Here is a 17,815-nt window from a genome sequence, read left to right as displayed (position 1 = left end):
AAAGGATAAATAACTTGAAAATTCAGGGCCTTGGCCAGCCCATACCGCAACAGCCTAAAGTTAAGCAGGCAAGTAGTAGTACCGAGTTAAGTACCGCTACTCAAGCGCCAAAAGGCGTCGTGCCATGGGCGGTTATGGATGAAAAAAGTGTAGAAAAGCTCCGCTATGACCAAAATATTGGCAGTGGCGGAGAGGCTGTGTCTCACTATCAAGATGTTGCTAATCAGCTTAAGCGCCAACAGGTGAATGAAATGTTCGGCATCGACTTGTTTGCCTAACTCGGCTTTTCCCTTATCCATGCTCAGTGAATCCAGCCTTCCGAAAAGCAAACTTGCTTACCTAGAACAAACAACCGACAGCCCATACTGTTTGTTAATGTTGCACGGTTGGATGGACAACGCTGCTAGTTTCATTCCTGTTATTCACGAGCTACCTAATAGTCACTGCATTGCTTTAGACCTTCCTGGACATGGCCTTTCGCCACACCGACAAGATTATTATCACTTTGTTGACTACATAGATGACGTGTTTGTTGCATTAAATGAGCTCAACCTTAGTAAACCAGTTATCTTAGTTGGCCACTCTTTGGGAGCGCTTGTAGCCAGTTGCTTTGCTGCGGCATTTCCTGAGCAGCTTAGTGGTTTAGTATGTATTGATGGCATTGGACCTTTAAGTTTAGCAAGCCATGAAACGTCTACGCATTTAGCTAACGCGATTCGTCAAAGACAGCAACTAAAACCCGCCAAAAGTTTTGCAGAGCTAGATTATGTCGTGGCCCTGCGAGCTAAAACTAACGCTATTAGCACTGAAAATAGCCGCTTACTCGTAGAGCGCGCTACTATTCAGCGTGAAGGGTTGTGGTATTGGCGGCATGACGAAAAATTAAAACTTAGCTCACCTTTACGTTTTAGTGAAGAACAAGCCAAACAGATTTGCCAAGCAGTTGTAACGCCTTGTTTATTGCTGGCAGCAAATGAGTACCCCTTACTTAAGCCAGATTACATTGCCTTGCGCCAGCAATGGTTTAACAATATTCAAACACAACTACTAAGTGGTGGTCACCACCTGCATATGCAAAATCCGCATGCTACAGCTCAGTTACTTCACGACTTTATTAAAACAATTGTTTGAAGCACTTCACTGTTTTTGAACTTACACTCTACGCTTAATGTTAATATATTGTTATTTTAAACGCCGTATGAAACAATCGTTTGAAATCTTAGAGCTAAAGCTCTAAGGCCAGTCATGTCGCCAAGTGCATAATAAAATTCACAATAAACTTGGTGGGCAATTTATACTTAATGTAATTGAATTGTTTAGGAGAACTGCGTGGATAAGGTTTGGCTTAATCGATACCCTAAGGATGTTCCTGCAGAGATAGACTCAGCACGTTATCAAACATTGCTTGATGTCTTCGAAGAAGGCGCAGCCAAACATGCCGACAGAGTAGCATTTATTAACATGGGCCAGGTGATGACCTATCGCCGCCTCGAAGAACAATCTCGAGCCTTTGCTGCTTATCTTCAAAACGAATTAAAGCTAAAAGCGGGTGACCGCGTTGCTTTAATGATGCCCAATTTGCTGCAGTATCCCATCTGTTTGTTTGGTGCTTTACGTGCCGGCATGGTTGTGGTGAATGTAAACCCGTTGTATACCCCACGCGAGCTTAAGCATCAGCTAAATGATAGTGGTGCAAAGGCCATTGTAATTGTCTCTAACTTTGCTCACATACTAGAAGAAATTGTTGAAGAAACCGGGGTAGAGCATGTAGTGCTAACTCGCTTAGGCGATCAGCTCTCTGCCACTAAACGTACCTTAGTTAACTTTGTGGTTAAGTACGTGAAAAAAATGGTGCCTAAGTATCATTTGCCACATGCACAATCCTTACGTTATGTATTGTCGAAAGGTCAGCATTTACAATATGTTCGTCCAGAGATCCAAAGTGAAGATTTAGCCTTTTTACAATACACGGGTGGCACAACTGGTGTGGCTAAAGGCGCCATGTTGTCACATAAGAATATGGTGGCTAATTTACTGCAAGCACTAGGCATTGTTGGCCCTTGTTTGCGCGAAGGCAAAGAGGTAGTGGTAACCGCTTTGCCGCTGTATCATATCTTTGCTTTAACGGCTAACTGCATGGTGTTTTTCGCAATGGGTTGTCAGAACCTTCTCATTACCAATCCTCGCGATATTCCTACATTTACTAAAGAGTTGGCTAAAACCCCATTTACCGCCATTACAGGGGTGAATACTTTGTTTAACGCGCTGCTTAATCATGAAGATTTTGCCAAGCTCGATTTCTCACGTTTACGCCTTTCATTAGGTGGTGGCATGTCGGTGCAGCGTGCGGTTGCAGAGCGTTGGCAGGAAGTCACCGGCTCTCGATTGATCGAAGGTTACGGTTTAACCGAATGTGCGCCGTTGGTAACCGTATGTCCTTATGACTTAGAAGCTTATAACGGCAGTATTGGCCTTCCGGCTCCTTCTACCGATATCAAGCTAGTGGGCGAAGATGGAGAGGAAGTGGCTGATGGAGAATCAGGTGAGATCTTGGTTAAAGGCCCGCAGGTTATGCAGGGCTATTGGCAGCGCCCTGAAGCTACTGAAGAATCAATGCCTGGAGGCTGGTTTGCCACAGGTGATATTGCCACAGTAGATGAACAAGGTTTCTTCCACATTGTGGACCGTAAAAAAGATATGATTTTGGTATCGGGCTTTAACGTATTCCCTAATGAAGTGGAAGAAGTGGTGGCCAGTAATGCCAAAGTATTGGAAGTTGCAGCGGTAGGTGTTCCAAACGATGTTAGCGGCGAAACGGTAAAAGTTTTTGTGGTTAAGAAAGATGAGTCGCTTACCGAGAAACAAGTTATCGAGCATTGCCGTGAGTTTCTTACTGCTTATAAGGTGCCTAAGTTGGTGGAGTTTAGAGATGAACTTCCTAAAACAAATGTGGGTAAGATCTTACGTAGAGCCTTGCGTGAAGAGGCATAAACCGTAAAATGGTGATTATTAAGATGCTTTCCACTAGGACGCCGTAATTTTGGCAGACGTAAACTTCGATATGATAGAAACAGAGGCGCAACTTGCGCCTCTGTTGCGTTTTTTAAATGAGCAAGAAGCAATGGTACTTGCCATTGATACAGAGTTTGTTCGTACTCGTACCTACTACGCTCAGCTTGGTTTACTGCAAATCTTTGATGGCCAACAATGCTATTTGATTGATCCTCTAAAAGTAGAAATGGCGCCGTTGTGGGAAGCATTAGCTAAGCACCATTGGGTACTTCACGCCTTTAGTGAGGATCTCGAAATCATTCAGCGAGTGAGTGGCAAGTTTGGTCTTAGTGTATTTGATACGCAAGTTGGGGCCGCTTTTCTAGGTCACGGTATTAGCTTAGGTTATCAGCGCTTTATTGATACAGAGTTGGATATTCAATTAGACAAAGGTGAATCACGTACCGACTGGTTAGCACGCCCCTTACGTTCTTCTCAATTAGAATATGCGGCTTTGGATGTTATTTACCTCTTACCTGCGTATTTAAAGATTCAACAACAGCTTAAAGATGAAGGGCGTTTTGATGCCGCGCTTGAAGAAAGTGCGCGTTTAGCTGCGCTTAAAAAGCGGGTGTTTAATCAAGACGAAGCCTATAAAGACATTAAGAATGCTTGGAAGCTAAACCCGCAGCAACTTGCTGTTTTGCAAGTATTAGCGCGTTGGCGTGCCCAACAAGCTGCTAGTCGAGACTTAGCCATTAACAATGTTGTTCATGGTGATAGTTTATGGGCCTTGGCGCGTTATCAGCCAAGTACTATGGATCAACTTCAGCGCCTTGGTTTGCCACCGCAAGAATTGCGGATACATGGGCAGCGCTTATTAAAGTTAGTTAAACAAGGGCAGCAGACTAAAACCGTAGATTTTCCACAGGCCATTAAACGTATCGTTGATTACCCAGATTACAAGAAAAGTATTCAAGAGCTTAAAAAAGTAGTGGCTAAAGTTGCCGAAGAGTCAGGGTTACCAGAAGATGTATTGGCGAGTAAGAAAATGCTTAATCAGTATTTGTCTTGGCTTTGGAAAGAAGACCGGCAAGCAGCTGAGTTACCTCTTTTACTTACCGGTTGGCGTCAGCCTTTATTTGCTAATCACGTTGCTCAGGAAGCGTAATATTTAGTTCAAGTACGCTTATATCTTCGCTCTTGTTGTCCAAGCTAACATTCACTTGGTCTGAGTTAATATCTACGTACTTTTTAATTACTTCTATAATGTCTTGCTTCATCGCAGGCAAGTAATCAGGCCCACTGCGTTGTCCACGTTCGTGGGCAACAATAATTTGCAGTCGTTCTTTGGCGGTTGCCGCCGTTTTAGACTGTTTTGACGTTCGAAAGTAGTCTAAAAGAGACATTGTTATCCTCCAAATATGCGGCTAAATAGGCCTTTCTTTTGTTCTTCTAAAAAGCGGAAATCTACACTTTCACCAATTAAACGGCTTACCGCATCGTCGTAAGCTAAACCTGCATCGCTTTCGCTGTCTAAAATCACTGGTTCACCCGAGTTTGACGCTTTTAGCACAGCTGGAGATTCAGGAATCACTCCAAGCAATGGAATAGCCAGAATGTCTTGCACGTCTTCAACACTTAACATATCGCCACGATTTACCCTTTCTGGGTTGTAGCGGGTTAATAGTAGGTGTTCTTTAACCGGCTCTTTGCCTTGCTCGGCACGTTTTGACTTGCTGGCTAGCATGCCCAAAATTCGGTCTGAATCTCGCACCGAAGAAACTTCTGGGTTAGTTGTTACAATCGCTTCGTCGGCGAAGTACAAGGCCATGATTGCACCAGTTTCGATACCAGCTGGCGAATCACAAACAATGTAGTCGAAACCTTGTTCGGCTAAATCGTCTAATACTTTTTGCACGCCTTCTTTGGTTAACGCGTCTTTATCGCGAGTTTGCGATGCAGGTAAAATGTATAGGTTGTCGGTACGCTTATCCTTAATCAATGATTGATTAAGGTTAGATTCGCCCTTAATTACGTTAACAAAATCGTAAACGACTCGACGTTCACAACCCATAATTAAATCGAGGTTACGTAAGCCAATATCGAAATCAATGATTACTGTTTTAAAACCTTTGATGGCGAGACCAGTACCAATAGCAGCACTGGAGGTTGTTTTACCTACGCCACCTTTTCCTGAGGTTACAACGATAATCTTAGCCATTATCTTTCCTTTATAAAATCGTTAACGGGGTTAACTTAAATTACCAAATACGATTTGCTGGTCTTCTATCTGAATGCATTGCGGAGAATCGGCATGCTCGCCGATTTGCTCATGCAGCATATAAACACCAGCAATTGAAATAAGTTCTGCTTGCAAGTTTTGGCAGAAAATCTTGCTGTCTTTTCTACCACTTGCGCCTGCGATGGCTCGGCCTCTTAACGCGCCGTATATATGTATGTTGCCATCGGCGATTACTTCGGCTCCATTTCCTACGGAGCCAATCACTACTAAGTCGGTATTTTGTGCATAAATTTGTTGGCCAGAGCGAATTTGACCACGAACTATTTTGCTGGGAACTACCGAAGGAGCAGCGGGAGGTGTGGGGGCTTTTTCTTCTGTTGGTTTGCTTGGTTTAGCAGTAGCTTGTTGTGAGCCACTGGTCATCACTGCCAAGCCGGCAGCACGAGCTGCGGTTTTTTGCTCAGCGGTTTTACAGCCAGTTACACCCACTAATACAAAGTCTTGAGCTTCAACTACTTCTTTAAGTTGGTCGAAGTCAAACGCATCATCCACTTCACTAATATTTACTACGATAGGTGCACAATTGAAGAACTGCGGGGCTTGTGCCACCTTCTCCATAAGTTTGTTATTTAATGACGTTAAATCATTTTTTCCTAAGTAAACGACTGAAAGGGTAAAGTTTGTCCCTTTAAACTCTATTTCCTGTCCGGACATGAACAGCGGATTCCTTTTTACATTTGTATACGAGCGATGACGCTACACCATATATTCTGATATAGTCTGCGTTTTAGCATAACCTGATCAGTGCCTAGGATACTAACATTTTCATGTTCTGTGCAGTCTATAAAAGTCTCAAAAAACAGCAAACTTATCTCTATATTGAGAAGAAAGACGATTTTTCGAAAGTTCCGGCCTCGTTAATTGAATTAATGGGCGCTAAGGAGCTAGTTATGTTGGTGCCTAAACGACCAACAAAAGATTTTGCTAGTGTAAAAATCGACGCCATAGAAGCCGCGTTTAAAGAACAAGGCTACTATTTACAACTACCACCACCTCCAGAGAATTATCTTAAACAGCATTTGGCCGCCCAGGCTAAAGCTAAAAATAAACAATAAGGGGACGTTAGTGAAAAAAATTATCAGTGCGGTGCTCTTCTCGGCTGCCTTCTCGTTACACGCTGAACCGGGCTTTGATAACTACGTTGAACAACTTAAATTAGAAGCGGCAGAGCAGGGGATATCTCAGCAAACCATTGATGCAGCTTTTGCTAATACTAAATTTTACCAACGTGCGGTAAAGGCAGATAAGCAGCAACCTGAGTTTAAACTTACCTTAGACACTTACTTACCGCGAGCCGTTCCCGATTGGAAGGTGCAACAAGCGCGGGCTTTATACAAAAAGCATTACCCTTTGTTAAAAGAGATAGAAAAAAAGTATAAGGTACAGCCTCGATTTATCATTGCCTTATGGGGCGTAGAATCTAATTTTGGTAAGTTTACTGGCAACTACAATGTAGTGTCTGCGCTTTCAACCATGTCTTTTGAAGGGCGCCGCGAAGCGTTTTTCAAAAAAGAACTAATGAATGCGCTTCGTATTTTAGATGCCGGACATATTGAGCCCAACAAAATGAAGGGCTCTTGGGCCGGGGCAATGGGCCAAGTGCAGTTTATGCCAAGCTCGTTTCTCGCTTACGCGCAAGATTTTGACGGCGATGGTAATAGCGATATTTGGAACAATACCGCCGACGCCTTAGCCTCTGCTGCAAATTATTTGGCGCAAAGCGGCTGGAGTGATGATCTAACCTGGGGTCGCCAAGTTCAGCTTCCTAAAGATTATGATGTCAGCAATTCTGGATTGAAAATCACTAAAACTTTAGCCGAATGGCAAGCTCTAGGCGTTCGCCGTTACGATGGAAGTGATTTACCTACACGTGATATTAGCGCTTCTATTGTTCAACCTGATGATGCGCAAGGTCGTGCCTACCTCGCTTATGATAACTATCGGGTGCTAATGAAATGGAATCGTTCACACTATTTCGTGGCTGCGGTTGGCACCTTGGCTGACCGTATTTCTTACCCACCGGTGTTTTGATATGTATCAGCATGTTGATCACGAAGGCAATGTAATAGCGCTAAGGCCTAGCAAAGCCGTATGTGTTGGGCAAAATTATGTTGCGCACATGCAAGAGATGGGTGGCGCTCCGGTTAAACAAGCAGTGCTATTTAACAAGCCACCTAGTGCCTTTGTAAGTTTTGATAATGGTGTTGCTATTCCCAAAGGTTTGGGAGCTGTGCACTATGAATTAGAGCTAGCATTGTTAATTAGCAAACCGCTAAAAAATGCCTCTAAAGCTGAGCTAAATGATGCAGTTTGGGGTTACGCTGCGGCCTTAGATTTAACCCTTCGTGATATTCAACTAGAGCTAAAGCAACGTGGTCATCCTTGGGAGCGAGCCAAAGCTTTCGATCACAGCTGTGTGCTTAGCGCTTTTAAGCCAATTACTTGCTTAAGTGAATTAGATGACGTTAGCTTGCAGCTAAAACAAAATGGTGCAGTAAAACAGCAGGGCAGTAGTCAACAAATGATCCGCACCATTGAGATGTTGTTAATTGAAGCCTCTCAGTGCTTTAGTCTACAAGCGGGGGATGTGCTACTTACTGGCACTCCTGCTGGTGTTGGGCCTTTAGAAGCTGGAGATAAACTAGCATTAACCGTTGCCGATATAGAGCTAGAAACAGAGGTTGTAATAAGTGAGTGAAGTAAGATTTTGGGAAACCAAAACCTTGGCGCAGATGAATGCCCAAGAATGGGAGTCATTGTGTGACGGCTGCGGAAAATGTTGTTTGTCGAAGTTGATAGACGAAGACACCGATGAGCTTTATTACACCAACATCGCATGTGTATTGCTTAATAGTAAAAGCTGTCGATGCAGTGATTATGAAAACCGTTTTGCTAAAGTGCCCGACTGCGTAAAAATAAGCTTAGATGATATTGATGCCTTTCATTGGCTGCCGCCAAGTTGCGCTTATAAGCGTTTGATTGAAGGTAAACCTTTGCCACAATGGCATCCGCTGCTTAATAAAGGCAAAGCCTCTGAAATGCATAAACGAGGGGCATCGGTACGCGGTAAGATTGTTTGCGAAACACAATTAACCGGCCCTTCTCAAGATTATATTGTGCGTTGGCCTTTAGATGAATGTGAGTAGTTCTGGTTATTGGCACAAATAAAAAGCCCGCTTAAAGCGGGCTTTTTAATGTGAGCTATTTTTTGCGCCATTGTAGGCCAAAAAACAACACACCTGCAGCCAAGAACACCGCAAATATCAAGATGAGCCACTGTGGCATAGACCAACCCAAGAACATCCATGAAATTTTGTCACAGAAGCCTGTTGGGTTAAATAACCAAGGTACCCACTTATCTAATGGCGCCCATTCCGGAAAGTTAGCGAAGAAGTCACACGTCGCGAATGGGTTAGGGTTCATTTGATAATCGGTGTGAGTAATAGCCAGCTGCAAGCCCCAAGCTGCGCTTACTATCCACATTCCAAATGCTGTTAAGCGAATAATAAGGTTTTGCGGGGCTATCCATCCAATGAGACCAGCGAACATTAAGCCAAACATGGCAACACGCTCATAAATACACATAACACAAGGGTCGAGCTTCATTACGTGTTGGAAGAATAGGGCACACAATTCTAGTGATAAGCTACCAATAAAAAGCAGAAACCAAGGTTTACGTTGGTACGGCATGCTGCTTAAAAAGTTGAGCATAATCAGAAACTCCGATAAAAAAAGGCGATGCAAGCATCGCCGTTTTTATTTTTAATGTCCAGCAGAAACCGCTGATGCGGCTCCCGCAACGTGATGGCTGATCCAACCCATATCGTAGAAGTATTGAGTCGCAGGAATAAGCGCGTATTCCACACACAGTAAACCAACACCAGCAAGTACAAAGGTATAAGGCAGCGCCATCCAAACCATGCGGCCGTAAGATAAGCGTAATAATGGTGCTAACGACGACGTAAGTAAGAATAAGAAGGCCGCTTGACCGTTTGGCGTGGCAACCGACGGTAGGTTAGTACCGGTGTTAATCGCTACCGCTAACATGTCGAACTGATCTCGGGTGATTTGTCCTTCCAACCAAGCTGTTTTTACTTCGTTGATATAAACCGTGCCCACAAACACATTGTCACTGACCATCGATAGCAAACCGTTTGCTATATAGAAAGCAACTAGTTGTCCTTCGTTTTCAATCGACAATACCCAGTGAATCACTGGTTTAAATAGTTCTAAGTCAATAATTACCGCAACAATAGAGAAAAACACTGCTAACAAGGCAGTAAATGGCAGGGCCTCTTCAAAGGCTTTGCCTAGCTGATGCTCTTCAGTTATGCCAGTAAATGAAGTAGCAAGAATAATTACCGATAAACCAATTAAGCCCACAGCGGCTAAGTGCAGTGCAAGACCAATGATTAACCATACAGCAATAACTGCTTGAACAATTAGCTTAGCGCGGTCACGGTTAGTGCGTTTTTGATCTTCATGTTTATCGTAGTCGGTAAGAATTTGGCGAACATTTACTGGTAGCTGGCTACCGTAGCCAAACTTGCCAATTTTTTCTAACGCAAAACACGTAATTAAACCACATACTAAAACAGGTAGAGATACCGGTGCCATTCTCAGGAAGAACTCGAAGAACTGCCAGCTAGACTGGTCTGCAATGATCAGGTTTTGCGGTTCACCTACCATGGTACATACGCCACCTAATGCGGTACCTACACCCGCATGCATCATTAAGCTACGTAAGAATGCGCGAAAGCCTTCTAAGTCATCACTGCTTAAATCATCGCCAGTGTGGTCATGTTTTTGGTGAAAATCTTTGCCAGATGCCACTTTGTGATAAATGCTGTAGAAGCCAATCGCTACGCTAATGACTACAGCAATTACGGTTAAGGCATCTAAGAAAGCTGATAAAAAGGCGCCGGCTGCACAAAAGGCTAAAGACAAAATGGCTTTGTCTTTAATTTTGATAAGCATCTTGGTGAAAACAAACAACAGCAGTTGTTTCATGAAGAAAATACCGGCCACCATGAAGATCAATAGCAGCACTACTTCGAAGTTGGCGACTAATTCATGTTTAACGGTTTCAGAGGATGTCATGCCTATTGCTACTGCTTCAATGGCTAGCAAGCCGCCCGGCTGAAGCGGGTAACATTTTAACGCCATCGCAAGAGTAAAAATGAATTCGATAACGAGTAACCAACCTGCAGCAAACGGGTTGATATAGAAAACGATGGGGTTAATGATTAGAAATAAAACAATGGCTTTTTTATACCACAAAGGTGCATTGCCAAGAAAATTCTTAGCAAAAGCACTAGAAAGACTAGTATTCATCCTGAAATCTCATTGTTGTTCAAATGGCAGGTCGAGTTTCCCCTACGAAAACTCGTGCGCGATTGTATGTGATCTCACGCGGCTTTGGTAGTTGAACAACCGAAAATATCAAATTTATTCAAGTGTCGATAAAAATAGTCAAGAGATTTTCAAATTTGGAGGTTTGAGCTCAAACCACTTGCTTTAGCTTTAGTTAATGGTTTGTTATTATCGATACAATAAAAACGAAAATAGACTGAGTAAATAATGGTAATTAAAGCAAAAAGTCCAGCGGGATTCGCAGAACAATACATCATTGAATCTATCTGGAATAACCGTTTTGCTCCTGGCACAATTTTACCCGCCGAAAGAGAATTATCTGAGTTAATAGGTGTAACCCGCACCACTTTGCGTGAAGTGCTTCAGCGATTAGCGCGTGATGGTTGGTTAACTATTCAGCACGGCAAACCCACTAAGGTGAACAACTTTTGGGAAACCGCAGGGCTTAATATTTTGGAAACCTTAGCCCGATTAGATACCGATGGTGTGCCAGAGTTGTTTGAGCAACTGCTATCAGCAAGAACCAACATTAGTGTGATTTTTATTCGTGGTGCCCTAAAAAACAATCCCGAGAAAAGTCGCCAACTTATCGAGCAATACAAACAACTTGAACAAACTGGCGAAGCTTACGCTGAGTTTGATTATCAAGTGTTACACGGCTTATCTTTTGCGTCGGGCAATCCTTTATACGCGCTTATTTTAAATGGCTTTAGAGGCATGTATCAAAGCGTTGGTAAATACTACTTTGACGACCCTCAAGCTCGTACTTTAGTTGATAATTTCTATCAAGAGCTCATCACCTTGGCCGATAGCGGCGAACACGATAAAGCGCTGCAAGTAGTGCGTAGTTACGGTATTGCTACTAGTGAAGTGTGGAAGCGCCTGCGTGAAACCATGCCAAGTGATATTATGGAAGCAGACTAAGTTTTAGCTGCTAATAGTAAAAAGCTCCGCATTGCGGAGCTTTTTGGTTTTAAGCTACCTTGGCTTCTAGGTAGTTTATGATGTCGTTAGACTCGTATAACCATTCTACTTTGTCGCCATTTTCAATGCGTAGACAAGGCACTTTTCTTGAACCGCCTTGGGCCACCAACTCTTCAAGATATTCTGGCTGCGCCTTAATATCGCGTAAGCCAATACTTAAACCATTACGTTTCATCGAGCGACGTACTTTTACGCAAAATGGGCAAGCCGGCAACTGATAAAGGTGTAAACCTTGGGTTTTTTGATCAATTACCGCCTGCTCCTCAGCACTTCTTTTTACGCCCTTAGGAGAAAATACTGCGTTAAGTAACAATATAATGCGGCCTAAAATCCAACGAACTAGTTTCATTATTACAACCTTGCTAACAATTTGCGGCTGAGTTTAACACAATCAGTGCTCAGCAAAAGCCTTACTAAAACACCAATGTAGTAATGCCCAGCACCAAAAACAAAATAGCAGTAACACGATGAATTAGAGTCATAGGCAATTTCTCTACGCCAAGCTTACCCAGCAGCACTACTGGCACGTTGGCTAGGCACATTCCGATGGTAGTGCCGGTAATTACCATAAACATTGAGTCATACTTGGCTGCTAAAATCACAGTCGCAACCTGGGTTTTGTCGCCAATCTCGGCAATAAAAAACAAGATGAGCGAGGCCAAAAAGGGGCCGTATTTGAGTAGTTTGTTATCGTCTTCATCTATTTTGTCTGGCACTAATACCCAAAGTGCCATGGCAATAAATGAGAAGCCAACTAACCAACGCAAAATCTCAGGGTTTAGCCATTGCTGCACTAACGAGCCAAACCAAGCTGCGGCTGCATGGTTAAGTAGAGTTGCGATAATAATGCCGGCAATAATTGGCAGAGGTTTTTTGAATTTGCAGGCGAGCAGAAGAGCAAGCAGTTGAGTTTTATCGCCTATCTCGGCAATGGCTACGGCAGTAATTGAAGTGAATAAAGCTTCCATTGGATTTCTTGTATGAGGCGAGCAGATAAACCAATGCACACAACGCAGCTCACCTCTTTATGGCGTTAATGTGCATTTGGTCTTGCTAGGCCAATAAAGGCTGCATTTACCATAGTGATGAGCACTAAGTATGTTGATAAATGCCCCATACCTTATTGATATGAGCAGCTACTCCCCAAAAGCGCGCTGAATATACCCAAAAGCCCCACTAAAGGCAATGGTTTAGCCACCGATGCGTTTAGTTTTATAATCTTTCTGCTTAAGCCAAACCTCTAGCTTGTCGCGTTGGTCACCTTGGATCTCGATAACGTAATCTTTAACGCTGCCACCTACGCCGCAATGTTTTTTCATGTCTTTACATAAGGTTTTTAATTCTGCTTCGGCTAAACCAAAACCTGTTAAGCAGGTAACCCCTTTGCCTTTTCTGCCTTTAGTTTCTCTACGCAGCTTAATAGTACCGTCTGTTTCAGGCACTTGTTCAGCTTGCTGCTCTGGTTCAATGCGGCCTTGGTCTGTTGAGTAAACCAGTTGCGAAAGTTGGTCTTTGAATGACATCTTCAATCTACCTTATACGTAAGTTGTGCTGATGGTAGCGTATTTATTCAGACGGTTTCAAAAAATAGCGATAAATATTTCTCACAAAAATACAAAGCTATCTATAAGCGTTTGATTTAGATCAACACGGAACAGTGATGTGTGTCGCACAATGAAATCAAATGAAAATCATTATTATTTAGACTTAGGTATGGAGGTTCCATGTCATTGGATGAAATAGCCACTGGTCAAAAGGCGCAAATATTGAGCTTAAATGGCTTACCGCGCGCAATGCGCAAAAAGCTTATGTCGTTGGGTATTTTACCTAACACGACCTTAACCATTGTAAGGCGCGCTCCACTTGGGGATCCTATCCAAGTATCTGCACCTGGAATCAACCTTGCGCTAAGTAATGGCCAAGCAAAAGCGATTGAGGTGGATAGTCTATGAACAAACATATGATAGCCACCGTAGGTAATCCTAATAGCGGTAAAAGTACCTTGTTTAACGCTTTAACGGGCAGTAAACAAAAAGTAGGTAACTTTAGCGGGATAACTGTAGACAAAAAGTCTGGCTGGATCCGCCTAGCCGACTGGCAAGCAGAAGTCGTAGACTTACCCGGTGTGTACAACATTGATCCGCAGCTTGATAAAAGCTCACTAGATGAGCGGATTGCTTGCGAGTTTTTGCAGTCTGAGCCCCTCGACCTAGTAATTAACGTGATTGATGCTAGCGCTGTGGAGCGTAGCCTATATTTAAGCATTCAACTTAAAGAGCTTGGCTTACCAGTGGTGTTGGTGCTAAATAAAATGGACACAGCTAAAGCCAAGCTACTTAATATTAAGGTGAAGCAGTTTAGCGAACAGTTTAATTTGCCTGTGGTGTGCTTGTCAGCCACCTCTAAAAAGCAAGTGAATGATTTTAAGCGCAACTTGCCTAAATTAATGCAGCAAGCCCAGCAAGCTCCCGCTTTAAGCTTGGAATACCCATCGGAAATTGAAGCCTTTACCACCGAGTGGCAGCAAAAGCTTGGCTTAAACAAAGGGCAAGTTCTGCGCTTAATTGAGCATGATCCATGGTTAAACGAGCAACTAGACCCTGATTTACAGCTAGATGTGGGCCAAGCGCTAGGCCAATTTACAACAACTGACGTTGATTTAGAGCTCGCTGACAGCCGCTATAGCTTTATCTACCAACTTACCCAAAGCTGTATCAGTAAGAAAGGCCAGCTTAGCCGAGATTATTCTGAGCAACTGGACAAAGTATTGCTTAACCGTTGGGTAGGTATCCCGGCCTTTTTAGGTGTTATGTACCTAATGTTCATGTTTGCCATTAACGGTGGTGCGGTGTTTATCGATTTTTTCGATATTACAGTGGGTACTATTTTTGTTGATGGCGTGAGCGAACTGTTGGCCAGTATTGGCGCGCCAGAATGGGCGAGCATTGTATTGGCGAGCGGAGTAGGGGTAGGCATACAAACCGTAGCAACCTTTATTCCTGTAATTGCTTGTTTGTATCTGTTTTTAGCCTTGTTAGAAAGCTCAGGTTACTTAGCGCGTGCAGCGTTTGTTGTAGACCGCGCTATGCAAGTTATCGGCTTACCCGGTAAAGCATTTGTGCCAATGCTAATGGGCTTTGGTTGTACCGTGCCGGCCATTATGGCTACTCGAGTATTAGAAAAACACCGTGAACGGGTGCTTACCTCAGCAATGAGTCCGTTTATGTCTTGTGGTGCACGCTTACCAGTATATGCCTTGTTTGTTGCTGCGTTTTTCCCCGAGCAAGGGCAGAACATGGTGTTTGCTCTTTATATTGTGGGCATTATCGCCGCGATTATTACCGGTTTGCTGCTTAAGTACACTCTGCTACCTGGCACAGCTCAAGACTCGGTATTAGAGCTGCCAGACTATCAGTTCCCAACAGTGTTTGGGGTACTATTGCTTACTTGGCAAAAAGTGCGAGGCTTTATTGTTGGCGCCGGTAAAACCATTGTTTTAGTGGTAGCGATATTAAGTGTTCTTAATCACGTTGGTACCGGCGGTGAGTTGGATGCTGAAGGTCAAGAGCACTCCATATTAGCCCGCGCTAGCCAGTTTGTTACGCCGGTATTTGGCCCCATGGGCATCGAGCAAGATAACTGGCCAGCCACTGTAGGAATTGTAACCGGCCTGTTTGCTAAAGAAGCGGTAATTGGCACCTTAAACAGTCTATATGCAGATCCTGAAGAAGAGGCTGAAGCATGGACTTACTTAGGCCGTTTCCAAGAAGCCGGTCAAAGCATTGTTGATAACTTTAACGACCTTAATTATGGCGATCCGCTGGGCATTGCTATTGAAGAAGCTGAAGATGTAGCTAGCGCTGCAGAAATCAATGAAGTAGATCTAGGCACTATGTCACAGTTGTCTCAACACTTTAGCCAAGCTTCAGCTGTATCGTTTATGTTGTTTATTTTGTTGTACATGCCTTGTGCAGCGGCGATGGGCGCTTTGGTCAAAGAGCTTGGATTAAAATGGGCAAGATTGATTGGTGTATGGTCGACCTTGTTAGCTTATTGCACCGCAACTATTTATTACCAAGCGGCAACATGGCAACAAACACCCATTTCAGCCAGTGTATTGTTATTGGCAATGGTTATTGTACTAAGTGTTTGGGTACTGTTTTTAAAGCGTCAAAAGGCTGAGCACTATGATACTACAAGCGCTTAAAAGCTATATTGAAGAGACCCCCGGTGTGTTGTTAAACCAAGTCGCTAAGCATTTTTCGCTTAGCGATGACGCCGCGCTAGCTATGCTACAGCCATGGGTTAAGCGCCATAAGTTGCGAATTGTTAAACTCGGCTCATGTAATAAAGGCTGCGGTTGTAGCGCTAGTGAAGAGCAGTGGCAGCTTTACTGGCAAAACGACAATAGCATTGGCGTAACCTGCTAAATCTATACCTAAACTTAGACCAAAAAAGGACAACAGTGAGTTGTCCTTTTTTTGTGGTTTTGTGACTATTTTAATTGCTCCACCAAAGCCACTAAGTTGAAGTTATCTATCTTAGCCGGCTATATAGGTTAAGCGCTTATTCTGGCTTGTTGGTGCGTTGATAAGCTTCGACAAACTGCTTCACAGGCATTGGTTTGCCAAACATCCAGCCTTGACCATATTCAACACCTAAATCTTCTAACACTTTGCTCTGCATAATATTTTCTATGCCTTCGGCAATTACTTTTAAGTCGGACTTATGAGCAATATCTACCATGTGTGGCACTAGCGAAGAGCGGATAGAGCCGGCTTCTAAATCAAATACAAAGCTTTTGTCTATTTTTAAGTATTGGCAGCGAAAGTTTTTTAGTTGAGCAAGGTTAGAGTAGCCGGTACCAAAGTCGTCAATGGCAACTTCAAAACCTTGTTTAATGACTTGGTTTATATTTTGGTTTGCTACCAGGCTGTCTAGTTGCAAGTCTTCGGTTATCTCTAAGGTTATGTTGCCTGCGAAGTCTTTTACCTCTTGTAAGTTTTTTAACTCGTTGATGTTGTTGTTTTCAACGTCATTAGGGAAAATATTAAAACTAATTTTGCAATCACTTTGGATTACACCGCTGGCTTGCAAGTCCTTTAGCGCATTTTTCATCACCAATAAAGTAAACGGCCAAGTGAGTTTTAAGGCTCGGATCTCACCAATAAATTGGTCTGGATAAAGCTCGCCGAGCGGGTCCTTAAAGCGCGCCAATACCTCACCGCCAATCACTCGTTTGGTTTTTAAGTCCACCAAAGGTTGAATTTGGTAATAAAAATGCTTTTTACGTAAACCTCGACGAAGTCGAGCGTTGGTGCTGCTGTGACGCTTAAATAATGTTTCGGAGCAGATGCTTGCTAAAATCCCAAAGGCAAGGCTGAACATTAACGAGAAGAATAAAAACCAAGTTTTGTTTTTAATAAGCGTGTAATTGTAAAGGCTTAGGGCGATACAAAAATCGTAGTTTTCACTACAGCTGTGAAAATAGTGATAGTTGTCGGTGACTTCCTCATAAACCAAGGTGTCGGTGTCTTTATATATACCTTGGGTGCCGGTGAGGTGAATGGCATTTTCTCTCCTGTTCGATACTAACTCCCATTGATTATCACCATATTCGAGCGGCGCAAAGGTACTGTTATCGATCACCACATTAAAGTCGCCCCTGCGAATCACCACTCCAGAATGCAGATAATCAAATATGATGAGCTGTGTATTAAGCCAAATATCAAAACCTAGTGAGGTAGAAAAAGACGGAGGATCTAAAGCTACTGGCGCTTCGAGTAAGCCGCCAACACTAGTACAAAGAAGGCGATCGTCTTCTAGTAAGCCTACATCGCGAATATAACTACTTAAGTATACAGTTTGGCGCATCTTAGTGAGGGAAGCTTCACTACAATCATTTATATCTAGCTTTTCTAGGTCGTCTAAAGCTTGAAGGGAATCATAAATGACTGTTTGAGTGAGGGAAATAGTATTGTGGGCGTAGCGGCGTTGGCTTTCACTAATATCTGCTGAAAGTAGCATTAAGGCAATGTAAACCATCAGAGCGCAGGTGAAAAATCCGCTGCTGATTACAACAGCTCGAGGTGAGAATATCCGCATTAACCAATCCTTTTGCATAGACCTCACAAGTAAAGCATAAAAACATCAATCATTCCT

The 17,815-nt window shown here is 43.2% G+C and carries 21 protein-coding genes and 1 riboswitch; of the genes, 12 read left to right on the top strand and 9 right to left on the bottom strand.

Translation table 11 applies throughout. The annotated features are described in order from the left end of the window. The first annotated feature begins 14 nt into the window (after window positions 1–14). From OAG1_RS12195 to rnd, 4 genes are all read left to right on the top strand, one after another. On the top strand, window positions 15–278 hold the full coding sequence (locus OAG1_RS12195; protein ID WP_016401096.1) for a hypothetical protein: 264 nt from the start codon (window positions 15–17) through the stop codon (window positions 276–278). Then, window positions 247–1,131 carry an alpha/beta hydrolase gene (locus OAG1_RS12190; protein ID WP_338621465.1) on the top strand — a complete coding sequence of 295 codons (885 nt, stop codon included), beginning with the start codon at window positions 247–249 and terminating at the stop codon, window positions 1,129–1,131. The genes OAG1_RS12195 and OAG1_RS12190 overlap by 32 nt, the downstream gene beginning before the upstream one ends. Before the next feature lie 198 nt (window positions 1,132–1,329). After that, window positions 1,330–2,991, top strand: a complete 1,662-nt coding sequence (fadD, locus tag OAG1_RS12185; RefSeq protein ID WP_221076929.1) for a long-chain-fatty-acid--CoA ligase FadD — start codon at window positions 1,330–1,332, stop codon at window positions 2,989–2,991. A 49-nt stretch (window positions 2,992–3,040) separates the two neighbouring features. Next, window positions 3,041–4,162: a ribonuclease D gene (rnd, locus tag OAG1_RS12180; RefSeq protein ID WP_338621464.1), complete on the top strand. Its 1,122-nt coding sequence runs from the start codon at window positions 3,041–3,043 to the stop codon at window positions 4,160–4,162. Here rnd and minE read toward each other — a convergent pair. The 3 genes from minE to minC are packed head-to-tail and all read right to left on the bottom strand — an operon-like array spanning window position 4,137 to window position 5,950. Next, on the bottom strand, window positions 4,137–4,400 hold the full coding sequence (gene minE / locus OAG1_RS12175; protein WP_016401092.1) for a cell division topological specificity factor MinE: 264 nt from the start codon (window positions 4,398–4,400) through the stop codon (window positions 4,137–4,139). The genes rnd and minE overlap by 26 nt on opposite strands. Before the next feature lie 2 nt (window positions 4,401–4,402). Beyond that, window positions 4,403–5,215 (bottom strand): septum site-determining protein MinD, encoded by an 813-nt coding sequence (minD, locus tag OAG1_RS12170; RefSeq protein ID WP_152782497.1) that lies wholly within the window; start codon window positions 5,213–5,215, stop codon window positions 4,403–4,405. Window positions 5,216–5,245: 30 nt separating this feature from the next. Next, window positions 5,246–5,950, bottom strand: a complete 705-nt coding sequence (gene minC, locus OAG1_RS12165) for a septum site-determining protein MinC (protein ID WP_016401090.1) — start codon at window positions 5,948–5,950, stop codon at window positions 5,246–5,248. A gap of 113 nt (window positions 5,951–6,063) precedes the next feature. On the opposite strand from minC, the gene OAG1_RS12160 reads away from it, so the two are divergent. The 4 genes from OAG1_RS12160 to OAG1_RS12145 are packed head-to-tail and all read left to right on the top strand — an operon-like array spanning window position 6,064 to window position 8,442. Continuing rightward, the gene (locus tag OAG1_RS12160; protein ID WP_040307002.1) at window positions 6,064–6,351 is read left to right on the top strand and encodes a YcgL domain-containing protein; all 288 of its coding nucleotides are present in this window, start codon (window positions 6,064–6,066) and stop codon (window positions 6,349–6,351) included. A gap of 10 nt (window positions 6,352–6,361) precedes the next feature. Next, on the top strand, window positions 6,362–7,327 hold the full coding sequence (locus OAG1_RS12155; RefSeq protein WP_016401088.1) for a lytic murein transglycosylase: 966 nt from the start codon (window positions 6,362–6,364) through the stop codon (window positions 7,325–7,327). Between the two features lies 1 nt (window position 7,328). Further along, window positions 7,329–7,994, top strand: coding sequence for a fumarylacetoacetate hydrolase family protein (locus OAG1_RS12150; RefSeq protein WP_338621463.1), 666 nt, complete (start codon window positions 7,329–7,331; stop codon window positions 7,992–7,994). Beyond that, window positions 7,987–8,442 (top strand): YcgN family cysteine cluster protein, encoded by a 456-nt coding sequence (locus OAG1_RS12145; RefSeq protein ID WP_016401086.1) that lies wholly within the window; start codon window positions 7,987–7,989, stop codon window positions 8,440–8,442. The genes OAG1_RS12150 and OAG1_RS12145 overlap by 8 nt, the downstream gene beginning before the upstream one ends. A 55-nt stretch (window positions 8,443–8,497) precedes the next feature. Here OAG1_RS12145 and dsbB read toward each other — a convergent pair whose 3' ends face one another. Continuing rightward, a complete protein-coding gene (gene dsbB / locus OAG1_RS12140) occupies window positions 8,498–9,007 on the bottom strand; it encodes a disulfide bond formation protein DsbB (RefSeq protein ID WP_338621462.1) in 510 nt (169 codons plus the stop codon). Between the two features lie 51 nt (window positions 9,008–9,058). Next, window positions 9,059–10,630, bottom strand: a complete 1,572-nt coding sequence (nhaB, locus tag OAG1_RS12135; protein ID WP_016401084.1) for a Na(+)/H(+) antiporter NhaB — start codon at window positions 10,628–10,630, stop codon at window positions 9,059–9,061. A 246-nt stretch (window positions 10,631–10,876) separates the two neighbouring features. Here nhaB and fadR point away from each other — a divergent pair, with 246 nt between their 5' ends. After that, a complete protein-coding gene (gene fadR / locus OAG1_RS12130; RefSeq protein ID WP_016401083.1) occupies window positions 10,877–11,593 on the top strand; it encodes a fatty acid metabolism transcriptional regulator FadR in 717 nt (238 codons plus the stop codon). Window positions 11,594–11,642: 49 nt separating this feature from the next. Here fadR and OAG1_RS12125 read toward each other — a convergent pair whose 3' ends face one another. The 3 genes from OAG1_RS12125 to OAG1_RS12115 form a co-directional block, all read right to left on the bottom strand. Beyond that, a complete protein-coding gene (locus OAG1_RS12125) occupies window positions 11,643–12,002 on the bottom strand; it encodes a glutaredoxin (RefSeq protein ID WP_152782505.1) in 360 nt (119 codons plus the stop codon). Between the two features lie 64 nt (window positions 12,003–12,066). Then, the gene (locus OAG1_RS12120) at window positions 12,067–12,621 is read right to left on the bottom strand and encodes a TMEM165/GDT1 family protein (protein WP_016401081.1); all 555 of its coding nucleotides are present in this window, start codon (window positions 12,619–12,621) and stop codon (window positions 12,067–12,069) included. Between the two features lie 13 nt (window positions 12,622–12,634). Next, window positions 12,635–12,810, bottom strand: a riboswitch (yybP-ykoY riboswitch). Window positions 12,811–12,843: 33 nt separating this feature from the next. Next, on the bottom strand, window positions 12,844–13,176 hold the full coding sequence (locus OAG1_RS12115; RefSeq protein WP_016401080.1) for a translation initiation factor: 333 nt from the start codon (window positions 13,174–13,176) through the stop codon (window positions 12,844–12,846). A 201-nt stretch (window positions 13,177–13,377) separates the two neighbouring features. Here OAG1_RS12115 and OAG1_RS12110 point away from each other — a divergent pair, with 201 nt between their 5' ends. The 3 genes from OAG1_RS12110 to OAG1_RS12100 are packed head-to-tail and all read left to right on the top strand — an operon-like array spanning window position 13,378 to window position 16,083. Further along, window positions 13,378–13,605 (top strand): FeoA family protein, encoded by a 228-nt coding sequence (locus OAG1_RS12110; protein ID WP_152782511.1) that lies wholly within the window; start codon window positions 13,378–13,380, stop codon window positions 13,603–13,605. Then, window positions 13,602–15,860, top strand: coding sequence for a Fe(2+) transporter permease subunit FeoB (gene feoB, locus OAG1_RS12105; RefSeq protein ID WP_338621461.1), 2,259 nt, complete (start codon window positions 13,602–13,604; stop codon window positions 15,858–15,860). Before OAG1_RS12110 ends, feoB begins: the two co-directional genes overlap by 4 nt. Beyond that, the gene (locus OAG1_RS12100) at window positions 15,841–16,083 is read left to right on the top strand and encodes a FeoC-like transcriptional regulator (protein ID WP_338621460.1); all 243 of its coding nucleotides are present in this window, start codon (window positions 15,841–15,843) and stop codon (window positions 16,081–16,083) included. Before feoB ends, OAG1_RS12100 begins: the two co-directional genes overlap by 20 nt. Window positions 16,084–16,219: 136 nt before the next feature. Here the strand turns inward: OAG1_RS12100 and OAG1_RS12095 are convergent, their stop codons facing one another. Continuing rightward, entirely contained in the window at window positions 16,220–17,758 is a 1,539-nt protein-coding gene (locus OAG1_RS12095; protein WP_338621459.1) for an EAL domain-containing protein, read from the bottom strand. Window positions 17,759–17,815 lie beyond the last annotated feature (57 nt).

Origin of the sequence: Agarivorans sp. OAG1, assembly GCF_037076485.1 — a bacterium.
Lineage (GTDB): Bacteria > Pseudomonadota > Gammaproteobacteria > Enterobacterales > Celerinatantimonadaceae > Agarivorans > Agarivorans albus.
Note: the sequence above shows the minus strand (reverse complement) of the source record. Positions and strands in the feature narration are given on the sequence as shown.

What these genes read in the sequence shown, in the direction of transcription:
- OAG1_RS12190 (WP_338621465.1), top strand. Translation starts at nt 247, where the DNA reads ATGAAATGTTCGGCATCGACTTGTTTGCCTAACTCGGCTTTTCCCTTA.
- minE (WP_016401092.1), bottom strand. Translation starts at nt 4,400, where the DNA reads ATGTCTCTTTTAGACTACTTTCGAACGTCAAAACAGTCTAAAACGGCG.
- minD (WP_152782497.1), bottom strand. Translation starts at nt 5,215, where the DNA reads ATGGCTAAGATTATCGTTGTAACCTCAGGAAAAGGTGGCGTAGGTAAA.
- minC (WP_016401090.1), bottom strand. Translation starts at nt 5,950, where the DNA reads ATGTCCGGACAGGAAATAGAGTTTAAAGGGACAAACTTTACCCTTTCA.
- OAG1_RS12160 (WP_040307002.1), top strand. Translation starts at nt 6,064, where the DNA reads ATGTTCTGTGCAGTCTATAAAAGTCTCAAAAAACAGCAAACTTATCTC.
- OAG1_RS12150 (WP_338621463.1), top strand. Translation starts at nt 7,329, where the DNA reads ATGTATCAGCATGTTGATCACGAAGGCAATGTAATAGCGCTAAGGCCT.
- dsbB (WP_338621462.1), bottom strand. Translation starts at nt 9,007, where the DNA reads ATGCTCAACTTTTTAAGCAGCATGCCGTACCAACGTAAACCTTGGTTT.
- nhaB (WP_016401084.1), bottom strand. Translation starts at nt 10,630, where the DNA reads ATGAATACTAGTCTTTCTAGTGCTTTTGCTAAGAATTTTCTTGGCAAT.
- fadR (WP_016401083.1), top strand. Translation starts at nt 10,877, where the DNA reads ATGGTAATTAAAGCAAAAAGTCCAGCGGGATTCGCAGAACAATACATC.
- OAG1_RS12125 (WP_152782505.1), bottom strand. Translation starts at nt 12,002, where the DNA reads ATGAAACTAGTTCGTTGGATTTTAGGCCGCATTATATTGTTACTTAAC.
- OAG1_RS12120 (WP_016401081.1), bottom strand. Translation starts at nt 12,621, where the DNA reads ATGGAAGCTTTATTCACTTCAATTACTGCCGTAGCCATTGCCGAGATA.
- OAG1_RS12115 (WP_016401080.1), bottom strand. Translation starts at nt 13,176, where the DNA reads ATGTCATTCAAAGACCAACTTTCGCAACTGGTTTACTCAACAGACCAA.
- OAG1_RS12110 (WP_152782511.1), top strand. Translation starts at nt 13,378, where the DNA reads ATGTCATTGGATGAAATAGCCACTGGTCAAAAGGCGCAAATATTGAGC.
- feoB (WP_338621461.1), top strand. Translation starts at nt 13,602, where the DNA reads ATGAACAAACATATGATAGCCACCGTAGGTAATCCTAATAGCGGTAAA.
- OAG1_RS12100 (WP_338621460.1), top strand. Translation starts at nt 15,841, where the DNA reads ATGATACTACAAGCGCTTAAAAGCTATATTGAAGAGACCCCCGGTGTG.
- OAG1_RS12095 (WP_338621459.1), bottom strand. Translation starts at nt 17,758, where the DNA reads ATGCGGATATTCTCACCTCGAGCTGTTGTAATCAGCAGCGGATTTTTC.